The organism is Inquilinus sp. 2KB_23 (assembly GCF_052115705.1).
GTDB classification, from domain to species: Bacteria; Pseudomonadota; Alphaproteobacteria; order DSM-16000; family Inquilinaceae; genus Inquilinus; species Inquilinus ginsengisoli_A.
Window position 1 is genome coordinate 192,496 of sequence record NZ_JBFRHF010000008.1, and the last position, 20,834, is coordinate 213,329.

A 20,834-nucleotide genomic window follows, 5' to 3' on the forward strand; every position below is an offset into this window, starting at 1 on the left:
GCATGAGCCTGCTCGAGGTCGAGGATCTGACGGTCGCCTATGGCCCGATCGCCGCGGTTCGCGGCGTCGGCCTGTCGGTGGCGGCGGGCGAGATCGTCGCCGTGCTGGGCGCCAACGGCGCCGGCAAGTCGACGACGCTGCAGGCCATCACCGGCCTGCTGCCCGCCCGGCGCGGCCGGGTCGCCTTCGACGGCCAGCCGGTGTCCGGCCGGCCGGCGGAGCAGATCGTCCGGCTGGGCATGACGCTGGTGCCGGAGGGCCGGCGGGTCTTCGCCGCGATGACGGTGGAGGAGAACCTGCGGATCGGCGGCGCCATCCGGCGCGGCCGGGCCGACGCGGCGCGGACCCGGGACGAGATGCTGGCGCTGTTCCCGATCCTGGCGGCGCGGCGGCACCAGGCCGCCGGCACGCTGTCGGGCGGCGAGCAGCAGATGCTGGCGATCGCCCGGGCGCTGATGTCGCAGCCGAAGCTGCTGCTGCTGGACGAGCCGTCGCTGGGCCTGGCGCCGCAGGTGGTGGAGGCGATCTTCGACCTGCTGGTCGAGCTGCGCCGCCGCGGGCTGACCCTGCTGGTGGTCGAGCAGAACGTGCACATGGCGCTGGAGATCGCCGACCGCGCCTATGTCATCGCCCATGGCGAGGTGGCGATGTCCGGCACCGCACGCGACCTCTTGGCCTCTGACGAGATCGAGCGGGCTTATCTCGGCCATGCGTGAGCGCGGGAGACGATGATGGACATCCTGATCCAGCAGATCCTGAACGCGCTGTCGCTCGGCGGCACCTATGCCCTGCTGGCGCTGGGGCTGGCCGTGGTGTTCTCGGTGCTCGGGCTGATCAACTTCGCCCATGGCGAGCTGATGACGATCGCCGGCTACACCCTGTTCTTCGCCATCACCGCCGGCGTGCCGCTGTGGCTGGCGGTGCCGGCGGCCCTGGCCGCGGCCGCGCTGGCCGCGGTGCTGATGGAGCGCATCGCCTTCCGGCCGCTGCGCGGCGCCAACGGCACCACCCTGCTGCTGACCTCCTTCGCCGTGTCCGGCATCCTGCAGGTGGTGTTCCAGGCCACCATCTCGGCCCGGCCGCGGCCGGTGCCGGTGCCCGAAGTCCTGGCGGGGGCGATCACCATCGGGCCCTATCATCTCGGCGTCATCCAGCTGCTGTCGATCGTGACCACGATCGTCATGGTCGGCCTGCTGGGCCTGTTCCTGCGCCGCACCCTGATCGGCCTGGCCATCCGCGCCGCGTCGATCGACTTCCCGATGACCCGGATGATGGGCATCCGGGCCAACGCGGTCATCGCCACCGCCTTCGCCATCTCCGGCCTGCTGGCCGGCGTGTCGGGCCTGCTGTGGGTGGCGCAGCGCGGCTCGGTCGACCCGCTGATGGGCTTCCTGCCGGTGTTGAAGGCCTTCATCGCCGCGATCCTCGGCGGCATCGGCAGCCTGCCGGGCGCGGTGATCGGCGGCTTCTGCCTGGGCTTCATCGAGATCGGGCTGCAGGCGCTGCTGCCCGACCCGGTGCTGCCGTTCCGCGACGCCGTGGCGCTGCTGCTCGTCATCCTTCTGTTGCTGTGCCGGCCCCAGGGGCTGGTGCGCGTTGCCGGAGCCGTTCGTCCATGACCCTGTTGTCCCCCGCCGACCCGGATATGCCGGCGCCGCTGCTCGCGGAGGACGAGCCGCCGGTGTTCGAGGTGGTGAACGCCGGCGGTCGCGGCGCCGTGGTGCTGACCTGTGACCACGCCTCGAACCGCATGCCGGCGCGGCTCGGCAGCCTGGGCCTCGGCGCCGCCGACGTCGCCAGCCACATCGCCTGGGACCCGGGCGCCGCCTGGGTGGCGCGGCGGCTGTCCGTGCTGCTGGATGCGCCGCTGGTGCTATCGGGCTATTCCCGGCTGGTGGTCGACTGCAACCGCCCGCGCGGCGTGCCGGGGTCGATCCCGAAGACCAGCGCCGGCGTACCCGTGCCCGGCAACCAGGACCTGACCAAGGCCGAGCGGGCGCAGCGCTTCGACACGCTGGTGGTGCCCTACCAGACCGCGATCGGACATCTGCTGGACGCGCGCGCCGCGGCGCGGGTGTCGACCGTGCTGCTGGCGATCCACAGCTTCACTCCTGACTTCCCGGGCCAGCAGCGGCCCTGGCCGATCGCCCTGGCCTACCGCCATGACGGCGGGCTGGCACGGCCGCTGGTCGACCGGCTGCGGCAGGATCCGGCGGCGCGGCCGGTCGGCGACAACCAGCCCTATTTCATCGGCGACGACAGCGACTACACCATCCCGGTGCAGGCCGAACGCCGAGGCCTGCCCAATGTCCTGGTCGAGATCCGGCAGGACGGGCTGGGCCGCGAGGCCGATGCCGACCGCTGGGCCGAATGCCTGGCCGCCGCCGTGTCCCCTTTGCTGCCGGGCCTGGCCCGCATCCCCACGCCATCGGAGACCCCGACACCATGACCGTCTTCATCCCGACCGAGCCGCCCGAGGTGCTGGGCGCCCGTTTCCGCGAGCGGGCGGTCGACCTGCGCCGCACCGCGGTGATCAGCGTCGACATGCAGAATGCCGACTGCGCCGCGAAGAAGCGGCACGGGCCGGTGCCGGAGGGCGCGGCCGGCGACGGCTATCGCTATTTCTACGACCGGCTGGACCGGGTGGTGATCCCGAACCAGCAGCGGCTGCACGCCGCCACGCGCGCGCTGGGCATCGAGAACATCTACGTCATCATCGAGAGCCTGACGCTGGACGGCCGCGACCGCGGCCTCGACCACCGGATCTCGCTGATCCACAACCCGCGCGGGTCATGGGAGGCGCAGGTGATCGACGAGGTGGCGCCGGCCGGGGACGACATCATCATCCGCAAGACCGCCTCCGGCCCCTTCGGCACCACCAATCTCGACTATGTGCTGAAGGCGCTGGGCATCGACCATCTGATCGTGTTCGGCGTGCTGACCGACCAGTGCGTGGAGAACACGGTGCGGGTGGGGGGCGACCTCGGCTATCTCGTCACCATGGTCGACGATGCGTCGGCGACCTACAGTCAGGTCCGGCATGACCACGCGCTGTCGGCTTTCAAGGGCTATTGCCGCATCCGGTCGACCGATGCGCTCCTCGCCGAGCTCGACGCGCTGGCGCGCATACGATCCGGCAGTTGATCCGAGCCATGTCGCGGAAGCTGCCCGCAGGCTCATCGCTGCCATCCAAGCCCTGAGGCGTCGCCCCCATCATCGGCCAAGGGTTTCGATGGCTGTCCGCTTTGGAGACGACGCCGCTACGTCTACTTGTGGCGCCCACCGGCCGGTAGGCCAGCAAGAACTTTGGTGCCGGGCGGACAGGAGAAGCCCTGCTGAGCATCGCTCCCCCGGCTTTTCGCCTCGCCAAGTCAAGCCTCCCGACTTGGCCAAGGCCATAGCGACGGCAGCACAGTCGGTGTTCCCGAAAGTCGGCTGGATTCAGATGGAGGACGTCCGTTTCGGCAGGATCGGCGCGAGACGGCTGTAACGGTCGCTTCGCGGCCTGCCAGTTTGCCAAGACCAAGCCGATCCGGTCTGAGGTGGCGACGTGACACTTCACCCGAAGCCGGTCAGCCCACGAGCGGCAGAAGCGGGGCTGGAGCCTCCAACTGGGTTCTCGGACCGCAGGAGGCGCGCTCGATGATGCGGCTCGTGATCTGTACGCGCACGGGAACGTCGGGCGGGATGCTTCCCTGGATCCGGTCGTCGAGCAGGCGCACGCACGCGGCTCCCATATGCTGGCCGAAGACCTTGACGGTCGTCAGCTGCGGCGAGATCTGGGTCGCCGTGGAATAGTCCCCGAAGCCGACGACCGAAGCGTCTTCCGGAATCCGGTAGCCGAGCCGAAGCAGCTCGGAGACCACTGTCAGCGCCAGGCCGTCATGGGCGCAGAAGAAGGCGGTGGGGCGAAACCCGTCGGCATGGGCGGCGCGCAGATGCTCGGTGAAGCGCGTTTCGGCATGGAACGTCATCTGACGGAACTCCACGTCGCCCTGCTTCTCCAGGACCTCGCGCACGCCGTAGAAGCGCTCGATGCGCCCGCGATAGCCCGGCGTCCCGTGCACATAGACGATGCGGCGATGGCCGAGGGCCAGGAGGTAGTTCGCGACGGCGGAGCCGGCCTCGTGGTCGGTGCCGCCGACATGGTCGGCCTGCTCCAGCGGCTCCAGCCAGCCCTGCCGGACGATCGGCTTGCCGAGGTCCCGGACCCGGGCGAAGGTCTCGCGATCATGGGGGCCGATCAGGACGGCGCCGCGGCAGGACCGGACGATGCCCTGGATCTCGTCGGGCTGGTGGGTCCAGCGCATGGTCAGGCGGTAGCCCAGCCTTTCGGCCTCCAGCTGGGCGCCGTTCTGGATCAGCAGGTAAAGCTCGCTGTTGATGAGATCGGTGTCGTGGAAGATCACGCCCAGGGCGGGCAGCTCCGGCTCGGCGTTCTGGCGCAGGTAGCCCAGCTCCACGGCTACCTCCTGGACGCGACGGCGCGTCTCCTCGGACACCCCGTCCTTGCCGGACAGGGAGCGTGACACCGCGAATTTCGACAAGCCCGTCCGCTGCGCGATGGTCGTCAATGTGACCTTGGCCATTGCTGATCCTTTTTTCGGGCCTGATCCCCTTCTAACATCGGCCCATAACGGCTCAAAAAGTTTTGTTCCGACACCTTGCCGATGCCAGCTATTGAATCTGATTGTCGCATTTCGGGATCTATATCGATAATTTCCGCAATTAAATTTTCGCCCCATAACGCTTTACCTAACGAAAGCGCTTATGCAAGCTCACCAAATACCACGGCCGATCATAACAGGCTGGGCATGGGAGGAGGAACCCAACGATGGTGAAGCTGAGCCGCAGGGCATTCATCGCCGCCACGTCCGCCACCGCCGCATCGTTCGCGCTGCCCGGGATCGGCCGTGCCGCCGACATCAAGGAATCGGCTTTTCTGAAGGACCAGGTGGCGGGTGGCACGCTGCCGCCGGTGACGCAGCGGCTGCCGGCCAATCCGCTGGTCATCACCCCGTTCGAACGCGCCGGCCAGCAGGGCGGCGACTGGAAGCACGCGCTGGTCGGCGGCGGGTCGCTGTCGATGCTGGTCCGCTACCAGGGCTACGAGCCGCTGGTCCGCTTCAATCCCGACTGGTCGGGCCTGGTCGAGAACACCGCCGAGTCCTGGAGCGTCAATGCCGACGCCACCGAATACACCTTCCATCTGCGGAAGGGCCACAGATGGTCGGACGGGCATCCGTTCACGACCGAGGACGTCCAGTTCTGGTACGACGCGTTCTTCACCGACAAGGACACCAACACCGGCGGCAACGGCTGGTGGTATGCCGGCGGCAAGCCTGCCCGCGTCGAGGTGATCGACGAGACGACGTTCAAGGTCGTCTTCGCGTCGCCCAACGGCTTCTTCGTCCAGAACCTCGCCTGGGCCCAGCAGGACCAGCTGACGCGCACGCCGAAGCACTACCTGCAGCAATTCCACGCCCGCTACAATCCGGATGCCGACAAGCTGGCCAAGGAGAAGGGGCTCGAAAGCTGGATCGCGCTGTTCCAGCGCGAGATCGGCCTGTCCGACGACAACACCTTCTTCCAGAACCCGGGCCGGCCGACCCTCAACGCCTGGATGTTCACGGTCGCGCCGGGGCAAAGCACCGAACAGGCGCTGGCCGTCCGCAATCCCTACTACTTCAAGATCGATCCGGAGGGCACCCAGCTGCCCTATTTCGACCGCATCGTCTACCAGATGGTGGCCGATCCCGAAGTCCTGCTGCTGAAGGTGCTGCAGGGCGAGATCGACATGATGGACCAGTACATCGCCACGCCCGCGAACAAGCCGGTCCTGTTCGACGGCCAGCAGAAGGGCGGCTACGGCTTCTACACGCTGAAGGAGACCGCGGCCAATGTCATGGTCTTCCAGCTGAACCTGAACCACACCGACCCAGTGAAGAACAAGCTGTTCAACACCAGGGAATTCCGCCAGGCGCTGTCCACCGCGATCGACCGGCAGGCGCTGATCGACGCGGTGTTCGTTGGGCAGGGGCAACCGGCGCAGGCCTCGATCCAGCCCGGCGACCCGCTCTATGTCGAACGGCTGGCCAAGGACTTCACGCAATACGATCCGGACGCTGCCAACGCGATGCTGGACAAGCTGATCCCGAACCGGGACGGCGACAACTACCGGACCGACGAGAGCGGCCGGCGGGTGACGATCATCTTCGAGCTCGACCAGACCCGCACCACCTTCCTCGACATGTTCCAGCTCGCGGTGCCGATGTTCCAGGCCGTGGGCATCGATGCGCAGGTGCGCAGCATGGACCGCTCGCTGTGGGAGACGCGGGTCCGCCGCGGGCGCGACTTCGACGCGACAGCGCATCAGTTCGGGGCGAACAGCGGCATCGCCGCCATGCTCGACGCCCGCTACTTCGTGCCGTTCTCGACCAACTCGCTCTTCGCCCCGGGCTGGTCGCTCTACTATCTCGACCCGAAGAACCCGGATGCGATCGAGCCGCCGGCGGAGATCAAGGCGCAGCAGGATCTCTACACCAAGCTGCTGGCCACCGGGGACCCCGAGCAGCAGAAGACGGTGATGCGGCAGATCCTCGAGCAGGCCGCGGATCTGTTCATGACCTTTGGCGTCTGCCTGCCACCTGACAGCTACGGCATCGTCAAGACCACCATGGTCAATGTCCCGAAGACCATGCCGAACTCCTTCGGCTGGCCGACGCCCGGCCCGGCCCGGCCCGAGCAGTTCTTCAAGGCCTGACCGGCCGAACCCGCCTTTGCGTCCGGATGCCGGCTTCGCGGCCGGCGCCGGCCCCTTCCGACCGACCAACAGAGAGCGAGACATGCTGGAGACCATCGCGCCATCGGCCGGAGACCTCAGGACGGCCGACTGGTACCGGTCGGCAACGCGCTGGACGCAGCTCACGCTCGCCGAGGACGACCCCATCCGCTTCGATCCCGAGTTCTGGATCGATCTCTTCCGGCGCAGCAAGTCGAACGCGACCTGCCTCAGCGCCGGCGGCTACATCGCCTACTATCCGTCCAAGGTGCCGTTCCACTATGTCAGCCGGCATCTGGGCGACACCGACCCGTTCGGCACGCTGGTCGACGGCGCCCGGCGCCTGGGCATGCATGTCATGGCGCGGGTCGATCCGCATGCCATCCACCAGGACGCGGCCGACGCCCATCCGGAATGGATCGCCGTCGACAAGGAGGGCCGCAAGCGCCGCCACTGGGCCTATCCGAGCGTCTGGGTCACCTGCGCCTACAGCGACTATAACTTCGAGTTCATGCCGCAGGTGCTGCGCGAGATCACGCGCAACTACGACATCGACGCGATCTTCGCCAATCGCTGGCAGGGGCACGGCGTCTGCTATTGCGAGACCTGCAAACGGAACTTCCGCGACGCGTCCGGCCACGACCTGCCGCTCGACGCTGATCCCGAGGATCCGGCCTGGCTGGCCTGGACGGCCTGGCGGCGCACGGTGCTGAGCCGCCTCGTGGTCGAATGGGACGAGGCGATGAAGGCGATCAAGCCGAACACCAGCTTCATTCCCAACATGGGCAGCGTCTCGTTGATGGAGTTCGACCTGAAGCTGATCGAACGGCACTGCCCGTTCCTCGTCGTCGACGACCAGGGCCGGCGCGGCACCGAGCCGGTCTGGATGTCGGGCCGCAACGGCAAGCGCATGCGGGCGACCTTCCGCGACCGGCCGGTGGTCCTGATCACCTCGATCGGGCCGGAGGAGAAATACCGCTGGAAGGATGCGGTGACCACAGGCCCGGAGATCCGGTCGTGGATGCTCGACGGCGTGGTCCAGGGCATGCTGCCGTGGTTCACCAAGTTCAACGGCACGGTGCCCGACACGCGCTGGGTGGCGCCGATCGTCGACTGCTTCGGCCTTCACGCCGCGCTGGAGCCGGTGCTGGCGGCGACGCGGCCGGCGGCGGAGATCGCCATCCTCGATCCGGCCACCACCCTGCGCCATCACGGGCAGGAGACGCGCCGGGAGGCGGAGGCCGACGATCTCGGCGTCTACCAGGCGCTGGTCGAGGAGAAGCTGCCCTTCGAGATGCTGTCCGACCAGGCGATGACGCCCGAGCGGCTGGACCGGTTCAAGGTCCTGATCCTCGCCAACGCGACCTGCCTTTCCGACGCGCAATGCGCCGCGCTGGAGGCCTATGTCGCCCGCGGCGGCAGCGTGGTCGCCACCCATGAGACCTCGATGCGCGACGAGAACAACCGCCCGCGCGGGACCCTGGCGCTGGGCCGCCTGCTGGGCGTGACGGTGACCAGGCCGCCCCGGGGGGGCGTCCAGAACAGCTATGTGGCGCTCAACGGCCGGCATCCGATCACGCAGGGCTATGACGGGGCGGCGCGCATCATCGGCGGCACCCATCTGATCGGCGTCGAGGCCGCGGCCGATGCCGAGGTGCCGTTCCTGTATGTGCCGGATTTCCCGGACCTGCCGATGGAGGAGGTCTATCCGCGCGAGGCGCCGCGGGGCGCCGCCCTGGTGGCCCGGCAGCATCCGGGCGGCGGGCGCACCGTCTACATCCCGTGGAACGTCGGCGCGACCTTCTGGGAGGTGCTCGCCGCCGACCATCAGCGGCTGATCGGCAATGCCGTGCGCTGGGCGCTGGGCAAGCGGCCGGATGTCGAGGTGACCGGGCGGTCGGTGCTGGATGTTGCCGTGCGCGAGGGCGAGGGCGGGCTGGTGGTCGCGCTGCAGAACCTGACCAACCCGATGCTGATGAAGGGGCCGACGCGGGAGATCTATCCCGTCGGGCGGCAGGAGGTCTCGGTGGCCGTTCCCGCCGGCCGCTCCTTCGCCGGGGCGCGGCTGCTCGTCGCCGGGGAGACGGCCGGGGCGACGGTGGAAGCGGGCCGGGTGGTCGTGACCGTGCCGACGATCGACCTGGTCGAGGCCGTGCACATCACCTGGGCCTGAAGAAGACAGGGGAGGCGCGGGCGGACATGCTGCGCTACATCATCAAACGCCTGATCTACATGGTGCCGACGCTGCTCGGCATGTCGATCATCGCGTTCCTGATCATCCAGCTGCCGCCGGGCGACTATCTCACCTCGATGATCGCCATGATGACGGATTCCGGCCAGAACGTGGATCCGGCGCAGGTGGCGCGGCTGCGGGAGATCTACGGTTTCGACGACCCGGTCTGGCTGCAATACTGGAAGTGGATGAGCGGCATCCTGTTCCGCGGCGACTTCGGCTATTCCTTCGAATGGAACCGGCCGGTCGCCGATCTGATCTGGGAACGGATGGGCGCGACGCTGGCGATCTCGGCCGCCTCGCTGCTCTTCGTCTGGGCCGTCTCGCTGCCGATCGGCATCTATTCGGCCATGCGCCGCCATTCGGTCGGCGATTACGGCTTCACCTTCCTCGGCTTCCTCGGTCTCGCAGTGCCGAACTTCATCCTGGCGCTGACGCTGATGTACCTCTCCTACAAGTATTTCGGCCAGAGCGTGGGCGGGCTCTACTCGCCCGAATACATCGACGCTCCGTGGACTTGGGCCAAGATCGGCGACCTCCTCGCGCATCTGTGGATCCCGGTCATCATCATCGGCACGCACGGCACCGCCGCGCTGATCCGGATCCTGCGGGCCAATCTCAGCGATGAGCTGAACAAGCCCTATGTGATCACCGCCAAGGCCAAGGGCCTGCCCGAATACCGGGCGGTGCTGCGGTACCCCGTGCGCATCGCGCTCAACCCCTTCGTCTCGGCCATCGGCTGGGTGCTGCCGGAGCTGATCTCCGGCGCCACCATCGTGGCCATCGTGCTCAACCTGCCGACGGCGGGGCCGCTGCTGCTCCGGGCCCTGATCTCGCAGGACATGTACCTGGCCGGCAGCTTCATCCTGCTGATGGGCGTGCTGACGCTGATCGGGATGCTGATCTCCGACATCCTTCTCGCGCTGCTCGACCCCCGGATCCGGTTCACCTGATGAGCGAGCACATCTTCATCGACGGGCCGGCGGAGACGGGACCCGCCGTCACCCTCCTGAAGCCCCGGACCAGCTCGGGCGAGATCGCCGCCGCCGGGCAGTGGGCGCTGATCTGGCGGCGCTTCGCCCGCAACAAGGTGGCGGTCGCGTCCGGCGTCGTCATCCTGCTGTTCTATCTCGTCGGCGCCTTCGCGGAATTCCTGGCGCCGGCGCTGCCCGATGCCGCGCGGCCGCAATTCACCAACGCGCCGCCGCAGAAGATCCGCTTCTTCGCGGCCGACCCCGACGGCGGCTCACGGTTCCTGCTCCATGTCACCGGCTATTCCATGCAGGTGGACCAGGCCTCGCTGCGCCGCACCTATGTGGTGGACGAGGCCAAAGTCGTGCCCATCGGCTTCTTCGTGAAGGGCCCGGCCTACCGGCTGTGGGGCCTCATCCCGCTGGACCGGCACCTGATCGGCCCGGTGCGGCCGGCCGACACCATGTATCTGCTCGGCACCGACAAGCTCGGGCGGGACCTGCTGAGCCGGCTGATCTACGGCACCCGGATCTCGATGTCGATCGGACTGGTCGGCGTCTGCGTCAGCCTGCTGCTGGGCGTCACGCTCGGCAGCCTCTCCGGCTTCTATGGCGGCGCGGTGGACATGGTGATCCAGCGCATCATCGAGGTGATCAGCTCGATGCCCACCATCCCGCTCTGGCTCGGGCTGGCGGCGGCGATCCCGCTCACCTGGTCGCCGCTGCACATCTACTTCGTCATCACGCTCATCGTCTCCCTGTTCGGCTGGACCGGGCTGGCGCGCGAGGTGCGCGGCCGGTTCTACGCCCTGCGGGGAGAGGACTTCGTCACCGCCGCCAGGCTGGACGGGTCGGGCGAGCGGCGGCTCATCTTCCGCCACATCCTGCCCTCGCTCACCAGCCACATCCTGGCGGTGGTGACGCTCGCCGTCCCCACCATGATCGTGGCCGAGACGGCGCTGTCCTTCCTCGGCGTCGGGCTGAAGCCGCCGGTGGTCTCCTGGGGCGTGCTGCTGCAGGAGGCGCAGAACGTGCGCACCATCGCCGGCGCGCCGTGGCTCCTGGCCTGGCCGGCCGGCGCCGTGGTGCTCGCCGTGCTGGCCTTCAACTTCCTCGGCGACGGCCTGCGCGACGCGGCCGACCCCTACGATTCATGATGGGGGCCGCGATGGGACTGATGACGGCGGACCGGCCCGCCACAGAGGCCGACACGGCCGAGGTGGTGCTGCGGGTCGAAGGGCTCAGCCTCGATTTCAACCTGCGCACCCATATCCTCCACGCGGCGCGGGAGGTGAGCTTCGACCTGAAGCGCGGCCGGACGCTTTGCCTCGTCGGCGAAAGCGGCTCGGGCAAGAGCGTGACGGCGCGGGCGCTGCTGCGCATCGTCGACCGCAAAGGTCGGATCGCCGGCGGCCGCATCCTGCTGCGGGGCGATGGCGGCGAGATCGACATCGCCGCGCTCACGGAACGCAGCCCGGAGCTGCTGAAGATCCGGGGCGGGCGGATCGGCCTCGTCTTCCAGGAGCCGATGAGCTCGCTCTCGCCCGTGCACACGATCGGCTCACAGATCGTCGAGGCGCTGCGGCTGCATCGCCGGCTCGGCAAGCGGGCGGCGCGCGAGGCGGCCATCGACCTGCTGCGGCAGGTCGAGATCCCCGATCCCGGCCGGATGATCGACCGCTACACCTTCGAGTTCTCGGGCGGCATGCGGCAGCGGGCGATGATCGCCATGGCGCTGGCCTGCAACCCCGACATCCTGATCGCCGACGAGCCGACGACCGCGCTCGACGTGACCACCCAGGCGGAGATCCTCGACCTTATCAAGCGGCTGCAGGACAGCCGCGGCATGGCGATGCTGCTGATCACCCACGACATGGGGCTGGTCGCCGAGATCGCCGATGAGGTCGCGGTGATGCATTACGGCCGCATCGTCGAGCGCGGCAGCGCCGACGACATCTTCCACGATCCGAAGCATCCCTATACCCGCGCGCTTTTGAACGCGACGGTGAAGCTGGAGCAGAACCGGCGCGCGCTCGCGAAGCCGGCGGCCGCCGAACCAAGCGAGGCGTCGCCGGTGCTGTCGCTGCGCAACGTGTCGAAGGTCTATGGCCGCGGCGACCACGCGGTCCGGGCGGTCGACGATGTCAGCCTCGACCTCTTCCCCGGGGAGAATCTCGGCATCGTCGGTGAGAGCGGCTCGGGCAAGACGACGCTCGGCCGGCTGATCCTGCGGACGATCGAGCCCAGCGCCGGCCGCATCACCTATGTCGATGGCGCCGGGCGGCCGGTGGAGGTGACGGCGCTCGGCAAGCCGGGGCTCAGGGCGTTCCACCGCGATGTCCGGCTGGTGTTCCAGGACCCGTTCGCCTCGCTGAATCCGCGCATGACGGTCAAGCAGATCATCGGCGATCCGCTTTATGTGAGCCGGACGGCACGCGGCGCAGAGCTGACCAAGAGGGTGGGCGAACTGATGGAACTGGTCGGGCTCGACCCCCTCGCCATGGAGCGCTATCCGCACGCCTTCTCGGGCGGGCAGCGGCAGCGCATCGGCATTGCCCGCGCCCTCGCGCTCGACCCGCGCATCGTCATCGCCGACGAGGCGACCGCCGCGCTCGACGTCTCGATCCGCGCGCAGATCCTCGACCTGCTGCTGGACCTGCAGCGGCGGCTGCGCCTGAGCTTCGTCTTCATCTCGCACGACATCTCGGTGGTCCGCTATTTCTGCGACCGGGTCGCGGTCATGCATCGCGGCCGGCTGGTTGAGATGGGCCCGGCCGAGGAGATCTGCACCGCGCCGCGCGAACCCTACACGCGCAGCCTGATCTCGGCCGTGCCGAGCCCGGATCCGCGCCGCAAGCGGATGATGCACCGCACCCGTTTCGTCCCCCAGGAGGCACTGGCCGGCAAGACCAGCTAGCCCCGGGGATCCATAGGACAGCGATTGAGGCGGCGGCGCAGGACCGCGTCCGCCGAAGGAAGAGTGTTGCGCCAGAGGAGCGTCCCATGCCCACGGACAAGGTCCCGCAGATTCCGTTCGGAGCGGTCTATTTCCGCAAGTCCAACCCGCCCCCCGAGGATTGGCAGCGGGACTACCGGACGGCGGCCGAGGATGGACTCAACATCTTCCGTCACTGGTTCATGTGGAGCGTCATCGAGCGTCGGCCCGGCGTCTACGACTGGGACGACTATGACCGGCAGATGGACCTGGCGGCCGAGAACGGCCTCAAGACCATCATCGCCGAGCTGACCCACACGGTTCCCGACTGGGCCTATCGCAAATTCGCCCACGCGCGGCAGCGCCGGATGGACGGGCGGCCGCTGACCTCGAACATGGGGGTCAGCGCCGCCGTGGGCGGCTTCGCCAACAATGGCGGCGGGGCAGGGGCCCTCAGCATGAACTGCCCCGAGGTGAAGGCGGCGGCCGGTGCGTTCCTGACGGCGCTCGCGACCCGCTACAAGGGGCATCCGGCGCTGCTCGGCTACGACGTCTGGAACGAGGTCAACTACGCGGCCGATGTCGATTATTCGGACCCCGCCAAGGCCGCCTACCGCGAATGGCTGCAGCGGAAATACGGCGACCTCGAGACGCTGGCGCAGGCCTGGCACCGCTATTCCTATGCCGAGTGGGAGGACATCGAGCCGCCGGCCGAGATCGCCCCCTATCCGGAAGGCCTCGACTGGATCGAGTTCCGGCGGGACAATTTCTACGGCCAGATGCAGTGGCGGATCGACACGATCCGCGCGGTGGACCCGCAGTGCCTGATCGCCGCGCATGGCATCGCCGGCGCGATCCCCAACATGGCGGCGAATGGCTGCGACGACTGGCTGGCGGCGTCCAAGGTCGAGATCTACGGCATGACCTGGGTGCCGGCGCGCAAGGGCAACCAGCCCTGGCGCAACTTCTACGGCGCCGACATGACCCGCGCCGCCGCCCGCGGCAAGCCGTTCTGGCACGCGGAGCGGCAAGGCGGCCCGCTGTGGCTGCAGCCGCAGGTGCTGGGCCGCGACAAGGAGGATGGCCGCGTCGCCGAGCCGGAGGACATCCGCGTCTGGACGATGACCTCCTTCGCCGCCGGCGTGACCGGCGTCCTCAACCTGCGCTGGCGGCCGCTGCTCGACGGCCCGCTGTTCGGCGCCTTCGGCTCCTACGCCATGGACGGGTCGCGCACGCCGCGCTCCGACATGGCCAGCGCCATCGCGAAATGGGCGAACGCGCCGGAGCGGAAGGACGTCTTCGCGGCACGGCCGGTGAGGGGCGATATCGGCCTGCTGGTCGTTCCGGAAGCCCAGGCCTGGGACCTGCTGCTCAACCACCGCCACTGCCCGGAGACCTATGCCGAGGCGATGTGGGGCGCCTATCGCGGCTTCTTCGACAACGGCATCCAGGCGGACTGGCTGCATATCGACGACATCGACGCCCATGACACGATCTATGCGCCGTACCCGATCATGCTCACGGCGGCGCATGCGGAGAGGCTGGCCCGCTGGGTGGAGGCCGGCGGCACGCTGATCAGCGAGGCCTGCATCGGCTATTTCGGCGACCGCGGCAAGGTCGGCATCGTACAGCCGAACCACGGGCTGGACCGCGTCTTCGGGGTGCGCGAGCACGAGGTCGAATTCATGCCCGACATCGGCGATCGCATCCGCTTCGACTATGACGGCCACAGCGTGACGGGCGGCGGCTTCCTGCAGAGCTATACGCTGGCGGGCGGCACCGAGCGCGGCCGGTTCGCCGACGGGCGGCTCGCGATGGTCGAGCACACCCATGGACGCGGGCGGACCCTGCTGGTCGGCACCCATCCGGGCGTGGGCTATTTCAGGACCTCGGGCGAGGCGAATCGGAGCTATTTCGCCGGGGTCTTCGCGTGGACCGGCCGGGAGCAGCATGTGCGGCTCTCGAACGGCGCGCTGCAGGCCAGGTTGCATGACGGCGAAAGCGGCAAGGTGCTGTGGGTGGTGAACCCGACGCGTGAGACCCAGCGCTCGGCCGTCACGCTCGCCGGCCGCTACGGAACGCTCCGCTTTGGCGAGACTCATTGGGCGGCCGAGAACGCCCGGATCAAAGATGACGAAATGGTACTCCCGCCACGAGACGTTCTGGTGGTCCGGCTTGCCTAGATGCGCCTTGCAGCGTAAGTCGCGGCTGGGTCGCATGCGGTCGTGTCGGCTTCGATGGCCACGGGCACCGGACCTGTTGTTCGGGACAGCATACTGGCTTGATCTCTATGCCTCCCGGGCCGTTACCGCAGCTGGCTACCGCCTTGAGCCGTTCCAGAGGTCAACTACGCTGGCAGGTCCTCAAGCCGCTCTTTTGTCAGCGTCCTGAGGCCGTGTTGCCGAGGATGCCCATGCGGATCACGCTGATCTCGCCATCGGCGAGTTCTGGCAGGCGCGCGAACCAGGACTGGACATGCGGGGTTCGATTATGCGCCTCGAAATCGGTCTGGCTGGCGAAAATCTCGGTGAAGATGAAATGCCCCGGCGTCTCGCGGCTCTCATGGAGGAAGTAGAGCAGGTTGTTCGGCTCGGCGCGTACCTGCGCCACGAGCGGTAGCGTGATTGCACGTAGGGCGTCTTCCTTGCCCGGCTTGGCGCGAATCTGTGCCACGACGGCATAAGCGTCGGCAGGAATGGCGGTATAGCGCACTCCATCAGCGTCTCGGGCGATCGCTCCTGGCGTGGGGAGCGCGGCCGCTACCATCGTTGCCACCATGACGCGGGACAGGAACTTGCCCGACATTGCATATCTCCTTCCGTCCTGGGTTTTGCGGCTCGTGTGTCGTGCTCGCGCCTCGCGAGGGAGCCAGTTGCGCACCCCTGTTGGGAGGGGGCGCGTAATGCCTCAGTAGCTGTGAAACCCTGCACGGCTTGTTCTCCGTTCAGCGCGATGAGGACACCATCTTGCGCCGCGCTTCGAGCGCGTCGTCGAAGGTCTGCTTGACCGAACCCAGTGCCTGCACGAACTCGAGCTGCTCGCCTTCCGAGCCGGTGCAGTAGATCAAGCGCCACCCGTCCGACTTGCCTTCGGTGATCCCGTTGGAATTGGCGTCGAGCGGGGCTGCGCGGCGCTCGGCTTCGTTCGCCACGGTCACGACGCGGTTCGCGCGGACGTTCGTCATGCCGCGCCGGCCGGACTCCGCTTCGAGGTCGGCGATGAATTGATTGAAATCGGCGTCGTCGCGGATGTGAAAGCAGATGTGCATCATCCGCGGAAATGCCGGGCTCATGTGATCGAGCGGCTCGGCGAATGCCTGTGGTCCGCCCATCGGCTGATCGGCATCGCGATATTGCAGGAGCTCGACGACGACATTGTCGAACTGGACGAAGCGCACGTCGAGCCGCTGCGCACCGCCGCGAAGGTCGGGAATACCCATTGTGCGTGGGTTGACGCCGCGTGCGCGAGCTTCGATTTCCTGGCCAGTCAGCAGCGTATTGTGGATCCGTTCGCCTTGGAAATCGCCATCGCGCATTACCTCGGTTCCGCCTAGCACCTCGGTGTAGAAGGTGAAAGCTCGCTCCATGTTCTGGACTGTGAGGCCGAAATGTTGAACGCCTTGCAGCCGCTGGCCGATCGGTAGCTCGTCGGACTTGGCCGACGTCGCCCGCCGCCCCTGCGCCGCGGCCGGCGCTGCCATTCCGGTGACTGATGCCGCTAGCACCGTACCCGCGGTTTTCAGCGCATCCCGGCGATCGAGGCCTCCTGAAATCTGTCCATGATTTTCCATCGTCCCTCTCCCTGAAATTGCCCTTGGCGTCGGCGGCCCTTCTGACAGTGGCCAAGCGCTCTTGCCGCTGCATCGCGCTGCAACTCGCCTCGTATGCAGGCTGTTTTGCCACCATCCCCGCGCCGAACGGTGCGAACGCCGCCTCTGACGCCTAGATGTGCGCGCCGCGGCTGGCGTGTATTACAGAATCTTGCTCTTTTGCCGCGCCAAGAGCTTCGATGGTGATTGGATTTCCCAGATCTCGCCGATCCTACTGGGCGACGCCTCGTGGGCCGTAGCGCGGGTCGTGCCGTCCCGGCTCGGCCTACCTGCCATGTTGCAGATGGTGTAAATTCGAGCCGGCCAGAATACGTCGAAGCACCCTGGAGCACGGGCGGTTGAAATTCGAAGACGCCTGGAAGGGGATCGAAAACGGCCAGATGGGTGATGGCGCGGGCACCGGCTTTGCGTCCTGTGGGGCGACTTATTCCTCTCACGTTCCGCGTTACTGGAGAGACCATCTGATCGCACCGGTACGCACGATCGGTGCTGCAACGGCGACGTCGCTCAAGATGAGCTACTGGTTCTCGACCATCGAGGATTCTCCGCAGGAGGGCGACCCGACGTTCGTCAGTGCTTCACTGCGAACGAGCGTAGCAACGGCTTGGCGCGATGCTGCGCCGTCGGGCCGAGTGTCCATGTTGCCGTTCGAGGGCGCACAATGGCGCTTCGAGCAGCCGGTAAGCTTCATGCAATTCCATCTTCCTTTCGAACTGATGGGCATGGTTTGCGCATCGTTGTTCGGAAGGGAACTCACCCACGATCATCTTCGGATGCCCGCGGACGTGCCGGATTCCCAGCTTTGCCGTCGGCTGGACCGCATTGGGCATACGGCCTCCCTGATAGAGCCTACAAACCTCCTTCTCGATAGTTGGGCATTGATCCTCGCCGAAACGTTCCTCCGGCGGCTATCGAGCCACGGCGAGCGAAACGGCCACGGGCCGTTCGGCAAGCTTCCCGCAAGGGGGATCGCACGCGTCGTAGCTTACATCGAGGACGGCGTCGACCAGGACCTACGCCTGTCATCGCTCGCTGCTGTCGCCGGAATGAGCGTTTATCATTTTGCCCGCCGCTTTCAGGAAACGGTCGGCATATCACCTTACTCCTATGTGCTGGTGCGGCGCATCGGACGCGCTCGTGCGCTGCTGCGCCGGAACGACGAGCGGCTCGTCGACGTGGCGCTGGCTTGCGGCTTCTCAAGCCAGTCCCATTTGACGACAGTCTTCCGCCGATGTCTCGGTGTTACGCCGGGAGAATATCGCCGGCGCGTGCAGGGATGAAATGGCTTCGACGGCAACGGGACTGTGGAAAGATGCCCAACCGGTCGCCTGCCGCGGACAGCCCTGGGTGCTCGATAGTATTCGCTTCTCTACGAGACGGCTTGGCGTCGCTCGGGCTCAACATGCCTCATTGCCCCGGATGATCCGTAATCATTCGCGAGCCTCAACCTTCGGGCCAGCTCATACCATCCATCTCCAACGCGCCAAAGGCGGTCGCGTCCGCTTCGGGTAGTCCAATACAGTGTCCGGCTTCGGGAGCCTCCTGAGGCGCCAGGCCGGCGAGGAAAGGACGTTCCCAGCCAGCTTGGCCTGCGTCCGTTCTGGAGAAGCCGCAGCGATGGCCGGAAATGGCACTAACGCATCATGCGTTCGCTCCTGAGCGAGGTTGCGTTATGCAGCAAGGCGCGGAACTGTGCTCTCGGCCAATCGCAAGAATCGTTGGTTGCGGGTCCCCGCAACCACCTCGGTTATTACTCCCCCGATATTTGTTATAACTGCTTCGATATCAACATGATCCTGAGCCCCGCCCGAGAAGGCGGGGCTCTGCGCTTCACGGACCGATGCGAAATCGGATGCCCGACCGGAGCGGAGACCAAGCCCCCGCTCCGACACAGACGGATCATCTTGCGATGGTCCTGGTGCTCAACTCCAGTTTCAACGGGCTAACGCTCTAGGAAGGCGATGACAGTTTCGCCGATCAGAAGTCGAACTTATCGATGTTCTCCTTGGTGAAGACGAAGGGCGCCCCGAGCAGGATCTCGCTGCCGTTGACGACCTGGAGGTCGCCGAGCTTGCCGGCCTTCACCGAGGTCGCGCCCGGCTTCAGCGTGCCGTCGGCCACGGCCCGCAGCACATACATCGCGGCATAGCCGAGATCGACCGGGTTCCACAGCACCACCGACTTGACGCAGTCCTTCGCCACATAGGGCTTCATGGCGTTGGGCGTGGCCAGGCCGATCACGGCAATCTGGCCGCATTTGCCGGCCTGGGTGACCGCCTCGGCGGAGGCCGGGGTCGCCACGCTGGTCATGCCGACGATGCCCTTGAGCTCGTCGCCATGCTTGTTGATCAGCGTCGTCGCCTGGTTGAAGGACAGGATATTGTCCTCCTGCGCCTCGACCGTCTCCAGCCATTTCAGCTTCGGATGGCACTTCTCGGCATAGGCCGCCATCTCGGCGATCCAGCGCGCCTGGTTCGGCGTGGTGAAGGTCGAGGTGACGATGGCGAAGGAACCCTCCTCGCCGATCTCCTTCGCCAGGTTGTCGATCAGCGACTTGGCGATGCCATTGAACTCCGCCTGGTTGACAAACCATTGGCGGGCGTCCGGCGTCGAATTGGCGTCGTAGCCGACGACGTTGATGCCCTTGGACAGGGCCTTCTTCAGCACCGGCGCGATGGCGACCGGGTCGTTGGCGGCGAACAGGATGCCGTCGACGCCGCTGGTGATGGTGTTGTCGATGAAGGTGATCTGCTCGTCGATATTGGCCTTGGTCGGGCCGTCCGTCTTGGCGGTGACGTTGCCGAGCTCCTTGGCCGCGTCGGCGATGCCCTTCGAGGTCGCGTTGAAATAGCCGATGCCGATCAGCTTCGGGATGTCGACCACGGTGAGCGGCTTGCCGGCGCGGTCCGGCGCGCTGGTCGGGGTGCCGCCGTCATAGGGCTTCGCCGCCGCCGCGGCGGCCGTCCCGTCGCAGGCCAGCGGGCTGGTCGGCAAATCGTCGCCGCCCGTCCAGCCCGAATCCGCCCGCGCCGCGCCGGCGGCAAGCAGCACGCCGAATGCCAGGGCCCAAGTCGTCCGCCTCATGTCATCTCCTCCACTGTTTGCGGGCCGGAATCCGGCGAGGCCCGCGCTTGTTGGTCAGCCGTCGCCGTCGCGGCGGAACAGGTTGCCGATCAGAATGGCGAGGATCAGCACCACGCCGATCACGACGATGGTGCCGTCGCCCTTCACCCCGGCCAGGGACAGGCCGTTCTTGATGGCCTGCATCAGGATCAGCCCGAGCACCGTGCCGATGATCGTGCCGCGCCCGCCGAAAATGCTGGTGCCGCCGAGGACGACCGCGGTGATGACGTCGAGCTCCAGCCCGGTGCCCATGTCCGAGCGCGTGGTCGACACGCGCGACACGAAGACCACGGCGGCGAGCCCGGCCATCAGCCCCGAGCCGGTGTAGATCAGCAGCTTGGTGCGGTCGACGCCGATGCCCGAGAAGCGGGCGGCCGTCTCGTTGGCGCCGACCGAATAGGTCGACCGGCCGAAGGTGGTGAGGCCGAGGATCACGGCGGCGGCCGCCGTCACGGCCAGCAGGATCCAGAGCTGGGAAGGCACGCCGAGCGCCTCGCCCTGGCCGAGGCCGAAGAACCAGTCCGGATAGCCGCGCACCGATCGCGCCTGGCTGATGCCCTCGGCCAGGCCGCGATAGAGGGCGAGGGTGGCCAGGGTGGCGATCAGCGGCGGCACCCGGAAGCGGGTGATGATCAGGCCGTTGACCAGCCCCGCCACAGCGCCGACCACCAGCGCCAGGGCCATCGCGGCGGGCAGCGGCAGGCCGAGGGTCTTCCAGAACACGCCGAGCAGAATGGCGCAGAGTCCGAGGATCGATCCGACCGACAGGTCGATGCCGCCGGTGACGATGACGAAGGTCATGGCCAGGGCCACCAGCCCGACCTCGGCCATCAGCCGGCCCTGGTTCAGCAGGTTGTCGATGGTGAAGAAGCGGTCCGACTGGGTGGCCAGAAGGGCGAGGGCGATCGCGACCAGGATGGCCAGGATCGTCTCGTGCCGGAGGAGGAAGCGCAGCGACACCG

At 67.3% G+C, this 20,834-nt stretch carries 16 protein-coding genes; 11 read left to right on the forward strand and 5 right to left on the reverse strand.

The window, feature by feature from the left end:
* Nucleotides 1-2: 2 nt before the first annotated feature.
* The 4 genes from AB4112_RS12660 to AB4112_RS12675 are packed head-to-tail and all read left to right on the forward strand — an operon-like array spanning nt 3 to nt 3,144.
* On the forward strand, nt 3-716 hold the full coding sequence (locus AB4112_RS12660) for an ABC transporter ATP-binding protein (RefSeq protein ID WP_309793854.1): 714 nt from the start codon (nt 3-5) through the stop codon (nt 714-716).
* 15 nt (nt 717-731) lie between these two features.
* Nucleotides 732-1,619: a branched-chain amino acid ABC transporter permease gene (locus AB4112_RS12665; protein ID WP_441720066.1), complete on the forward strand. Its 888-nt coding sequence runs from the start codon at nt 732-734 to the stop codon at nt 1,617-1,619.
* Nucleotides 1,616-2,449 (forward strand): N-formylglutamate amidohydrolase, encoded by an 834-nt coding sequence (locus tag AB4112_RS12670; RefSeq protein ID WP_441720069.1) that lies wholly within the window; start codon nt 1,616-1,618, stop codon nt 2,447-2,449. The genes AB4112_RS12665 and AB4112_RS12670 overlap by 4 nt, the downstream gene beginning before the upstream one ends.
* Nucleotides 2,446-3,144 carry a cysteine hydrolase family protein gene (locus AB4112_RS12675; protein ID WP_441720072.1) on the forward strand — a complete coding sequence of 233 codons (699 nt, stop codon included), beginning with the start codon at nt 2,446-2,448 and terminating at the stop codon, nt 3,142-3,144. The genes AB4112_RS12670 and AB4112_RS12675 overlap by 4 nt, the downstream gene beginning before the upstream one ends.
* A 428-nt stretch (nt 3,145-3,572) precedes the next feature.
* Here AB4112_RS12675 and AB4112_RS12680 read toward each other — a convergent pair whose 3' ends face one another.
* Entirely contained in the window at nt 3,573-4,589 is a 1,017-nt protein-coding gene (locus tag AB4112_RS12680; RefSeq protein ID WP_441720074.1) for a LacI family DNA-binding transcriptional regulator, read from the reverse strand.
* A 245-nt stretch (nt 4,590-4,834) separates the two neighbouring features.
* Between AB4112_RS12680 and AB4112_RS12685 the strand changes: the two genes are divergently transcribed.
* From AB4112_RS12685 to AB4112_RS12710, 6 genes are all read left to right on the forward strand, one after another.
* On the forward strand, nt 4,835-6,763 hold the full coding sequence (locus AB4112_RS12685) for an ABC transporter substrate-binding protein (protein ID WP_309793859.1): 1,929 nt from the start codon (nt 4,835-4,837) through the stop codon (nt 6,761-6,763).
* An 82-nt stretch (nt 6,764-6,845) separates the two neighbouring features.
* Nucleotides 6,846-8,954 carry a family 10 glycosylhydrolase gene (locus AB4112_RS12690; protein WP_309793860.1) on the forward strand — a complete coding sequence of 703 codons (2,109 nt, stop codon included), beginning with the start codon at nt 6,846-6,848 and terminating at the stop codon, nt 8,952-8,954.
* Nucleotides 8,955-8,980: 26 nt separating this feature from the next.
* On the forward strand, nt 8,981-9,967 hold the full coding sequence (locus tag AB4112_RS12695) for an ABC transporter permease (protein WP_309793861.1): 987 nt from the start codon (nt 8,981-8,983) through the stop codon (nt 9,965-9,967).
* Nucleotides 9,967-11,142: an ABC transporter permease gene (locus tag AB4112_RS12700; RefSeq protein WP_309793862.1), complete on the forward strand. Its 1,176-nt coding sequence runs from the start codon at nt 9,967-9,969 to the stop codon at nt 11,140-11,142. Before AB4112_RS12695 ends, AB4112_RS12700 begins: the two co-directional genes overlap by 1 nt.
* 11 nt (nt 11,143-11,153) lie before the next feature.
* The gene (locus AB4112_RS12705) at nt 11,154-12,902 is read left to right on the forward strand and encodes an ABC transporter ATP-binding protein (protein WP_309793863.1); all 1,749 of its coding nucleotides are present in this window, start codon (nt 11,154-11,156) and stop codon (nt 12,900-12,902) included.
* 86 nt (nt 12,903-12,988) lie between these two features.
* Entirely contained in the window at nt 12,989-15,103 is a 2,115-nt protein-coding gene (locus AB4112_RS12710) for a beta-galactosidase (RefSeq protein ID WP_309793864.1), read from the forward strand.
* A 196-nt stretch (nt 15,104-15,299) separates the two neighbouring features.
* On the opposite strand, the gene AB4112_RS12715 is transcribed toward AB4112_RS12710, so the two are convergent.
* Together AB4112_RS12715 and AB4112_RS12720 are read right to left on the reverse strand one after the other, a co-directional pair.
* Nucleotides 15,300-15,725 (reverse strand): putative quinol monooxygenase, encoded by a 426-nt coding sequence (locus tag AB4112_RS12715; RefSeq protein ID WP_309793865.1) that lies wholly within the window; start codon nt 15,723-15,725, stop codon nt 15,300-15,302.
* Nucleotides 15,726-15,864: 139 nt separating this feature from the next.
* Complete coding sequence (locus AB4112_RS12720) at nt 15,865-16,710, reverse strand: VOC family protein (protein WP_309793866.1); 846 nt, start codon at nt 16,708-16,710, stop codon at nt 15,865-15,867.
* Between the two features lie 377 nt (nt 16,711-17,087).
* Between AB4112_RS12720 and AB4112_RS12725 the strand changes: the two genes are divergently transcribed.
* Complete coding sequence (locus AB4112_RS12725; RefSeq protein ID WP_309793867.1) at nt 17,088-18,029, forward strand: AraC family transcriptional regulator; 942 nt, start codon at nt 17,088-17,090, stop codon at nt 18,027-18,029.
* 697 nt (nt 18,030-18,726) lie between these two features.
* Here AB4112_RS12725 and AB4112_RS12730 read toward each other — a convergent pair.
* On the reverse strand, nt 18,727-19,833 hold the full coding sequence (locus tag AB4112_RS12730; RefSeq protein WP_309793868.1) for an autoinducer 2 ABC transporter substrate-binding protein: 1,107 nt from the start codon (nt 19,831-19,833) through the stop codon (nt 18,727-18,729).
* Between the two features lie 54 nt (nt 19,834-19,887).
* The gene (locus AB4112_RS12735) at nt 19,888-20,832 is read right to left on the reverse strand and encodes an ABC transporter permease (RefSeq protein WP_309793869.1); all 945 of its coding nucleotides are present in this window, start codon (nt 20,830-20,832) and stop codon (nt 19,888-19,890) included.
* Nucleotides 20,833-20,834 lie beyond the last annotated feature (2 nt).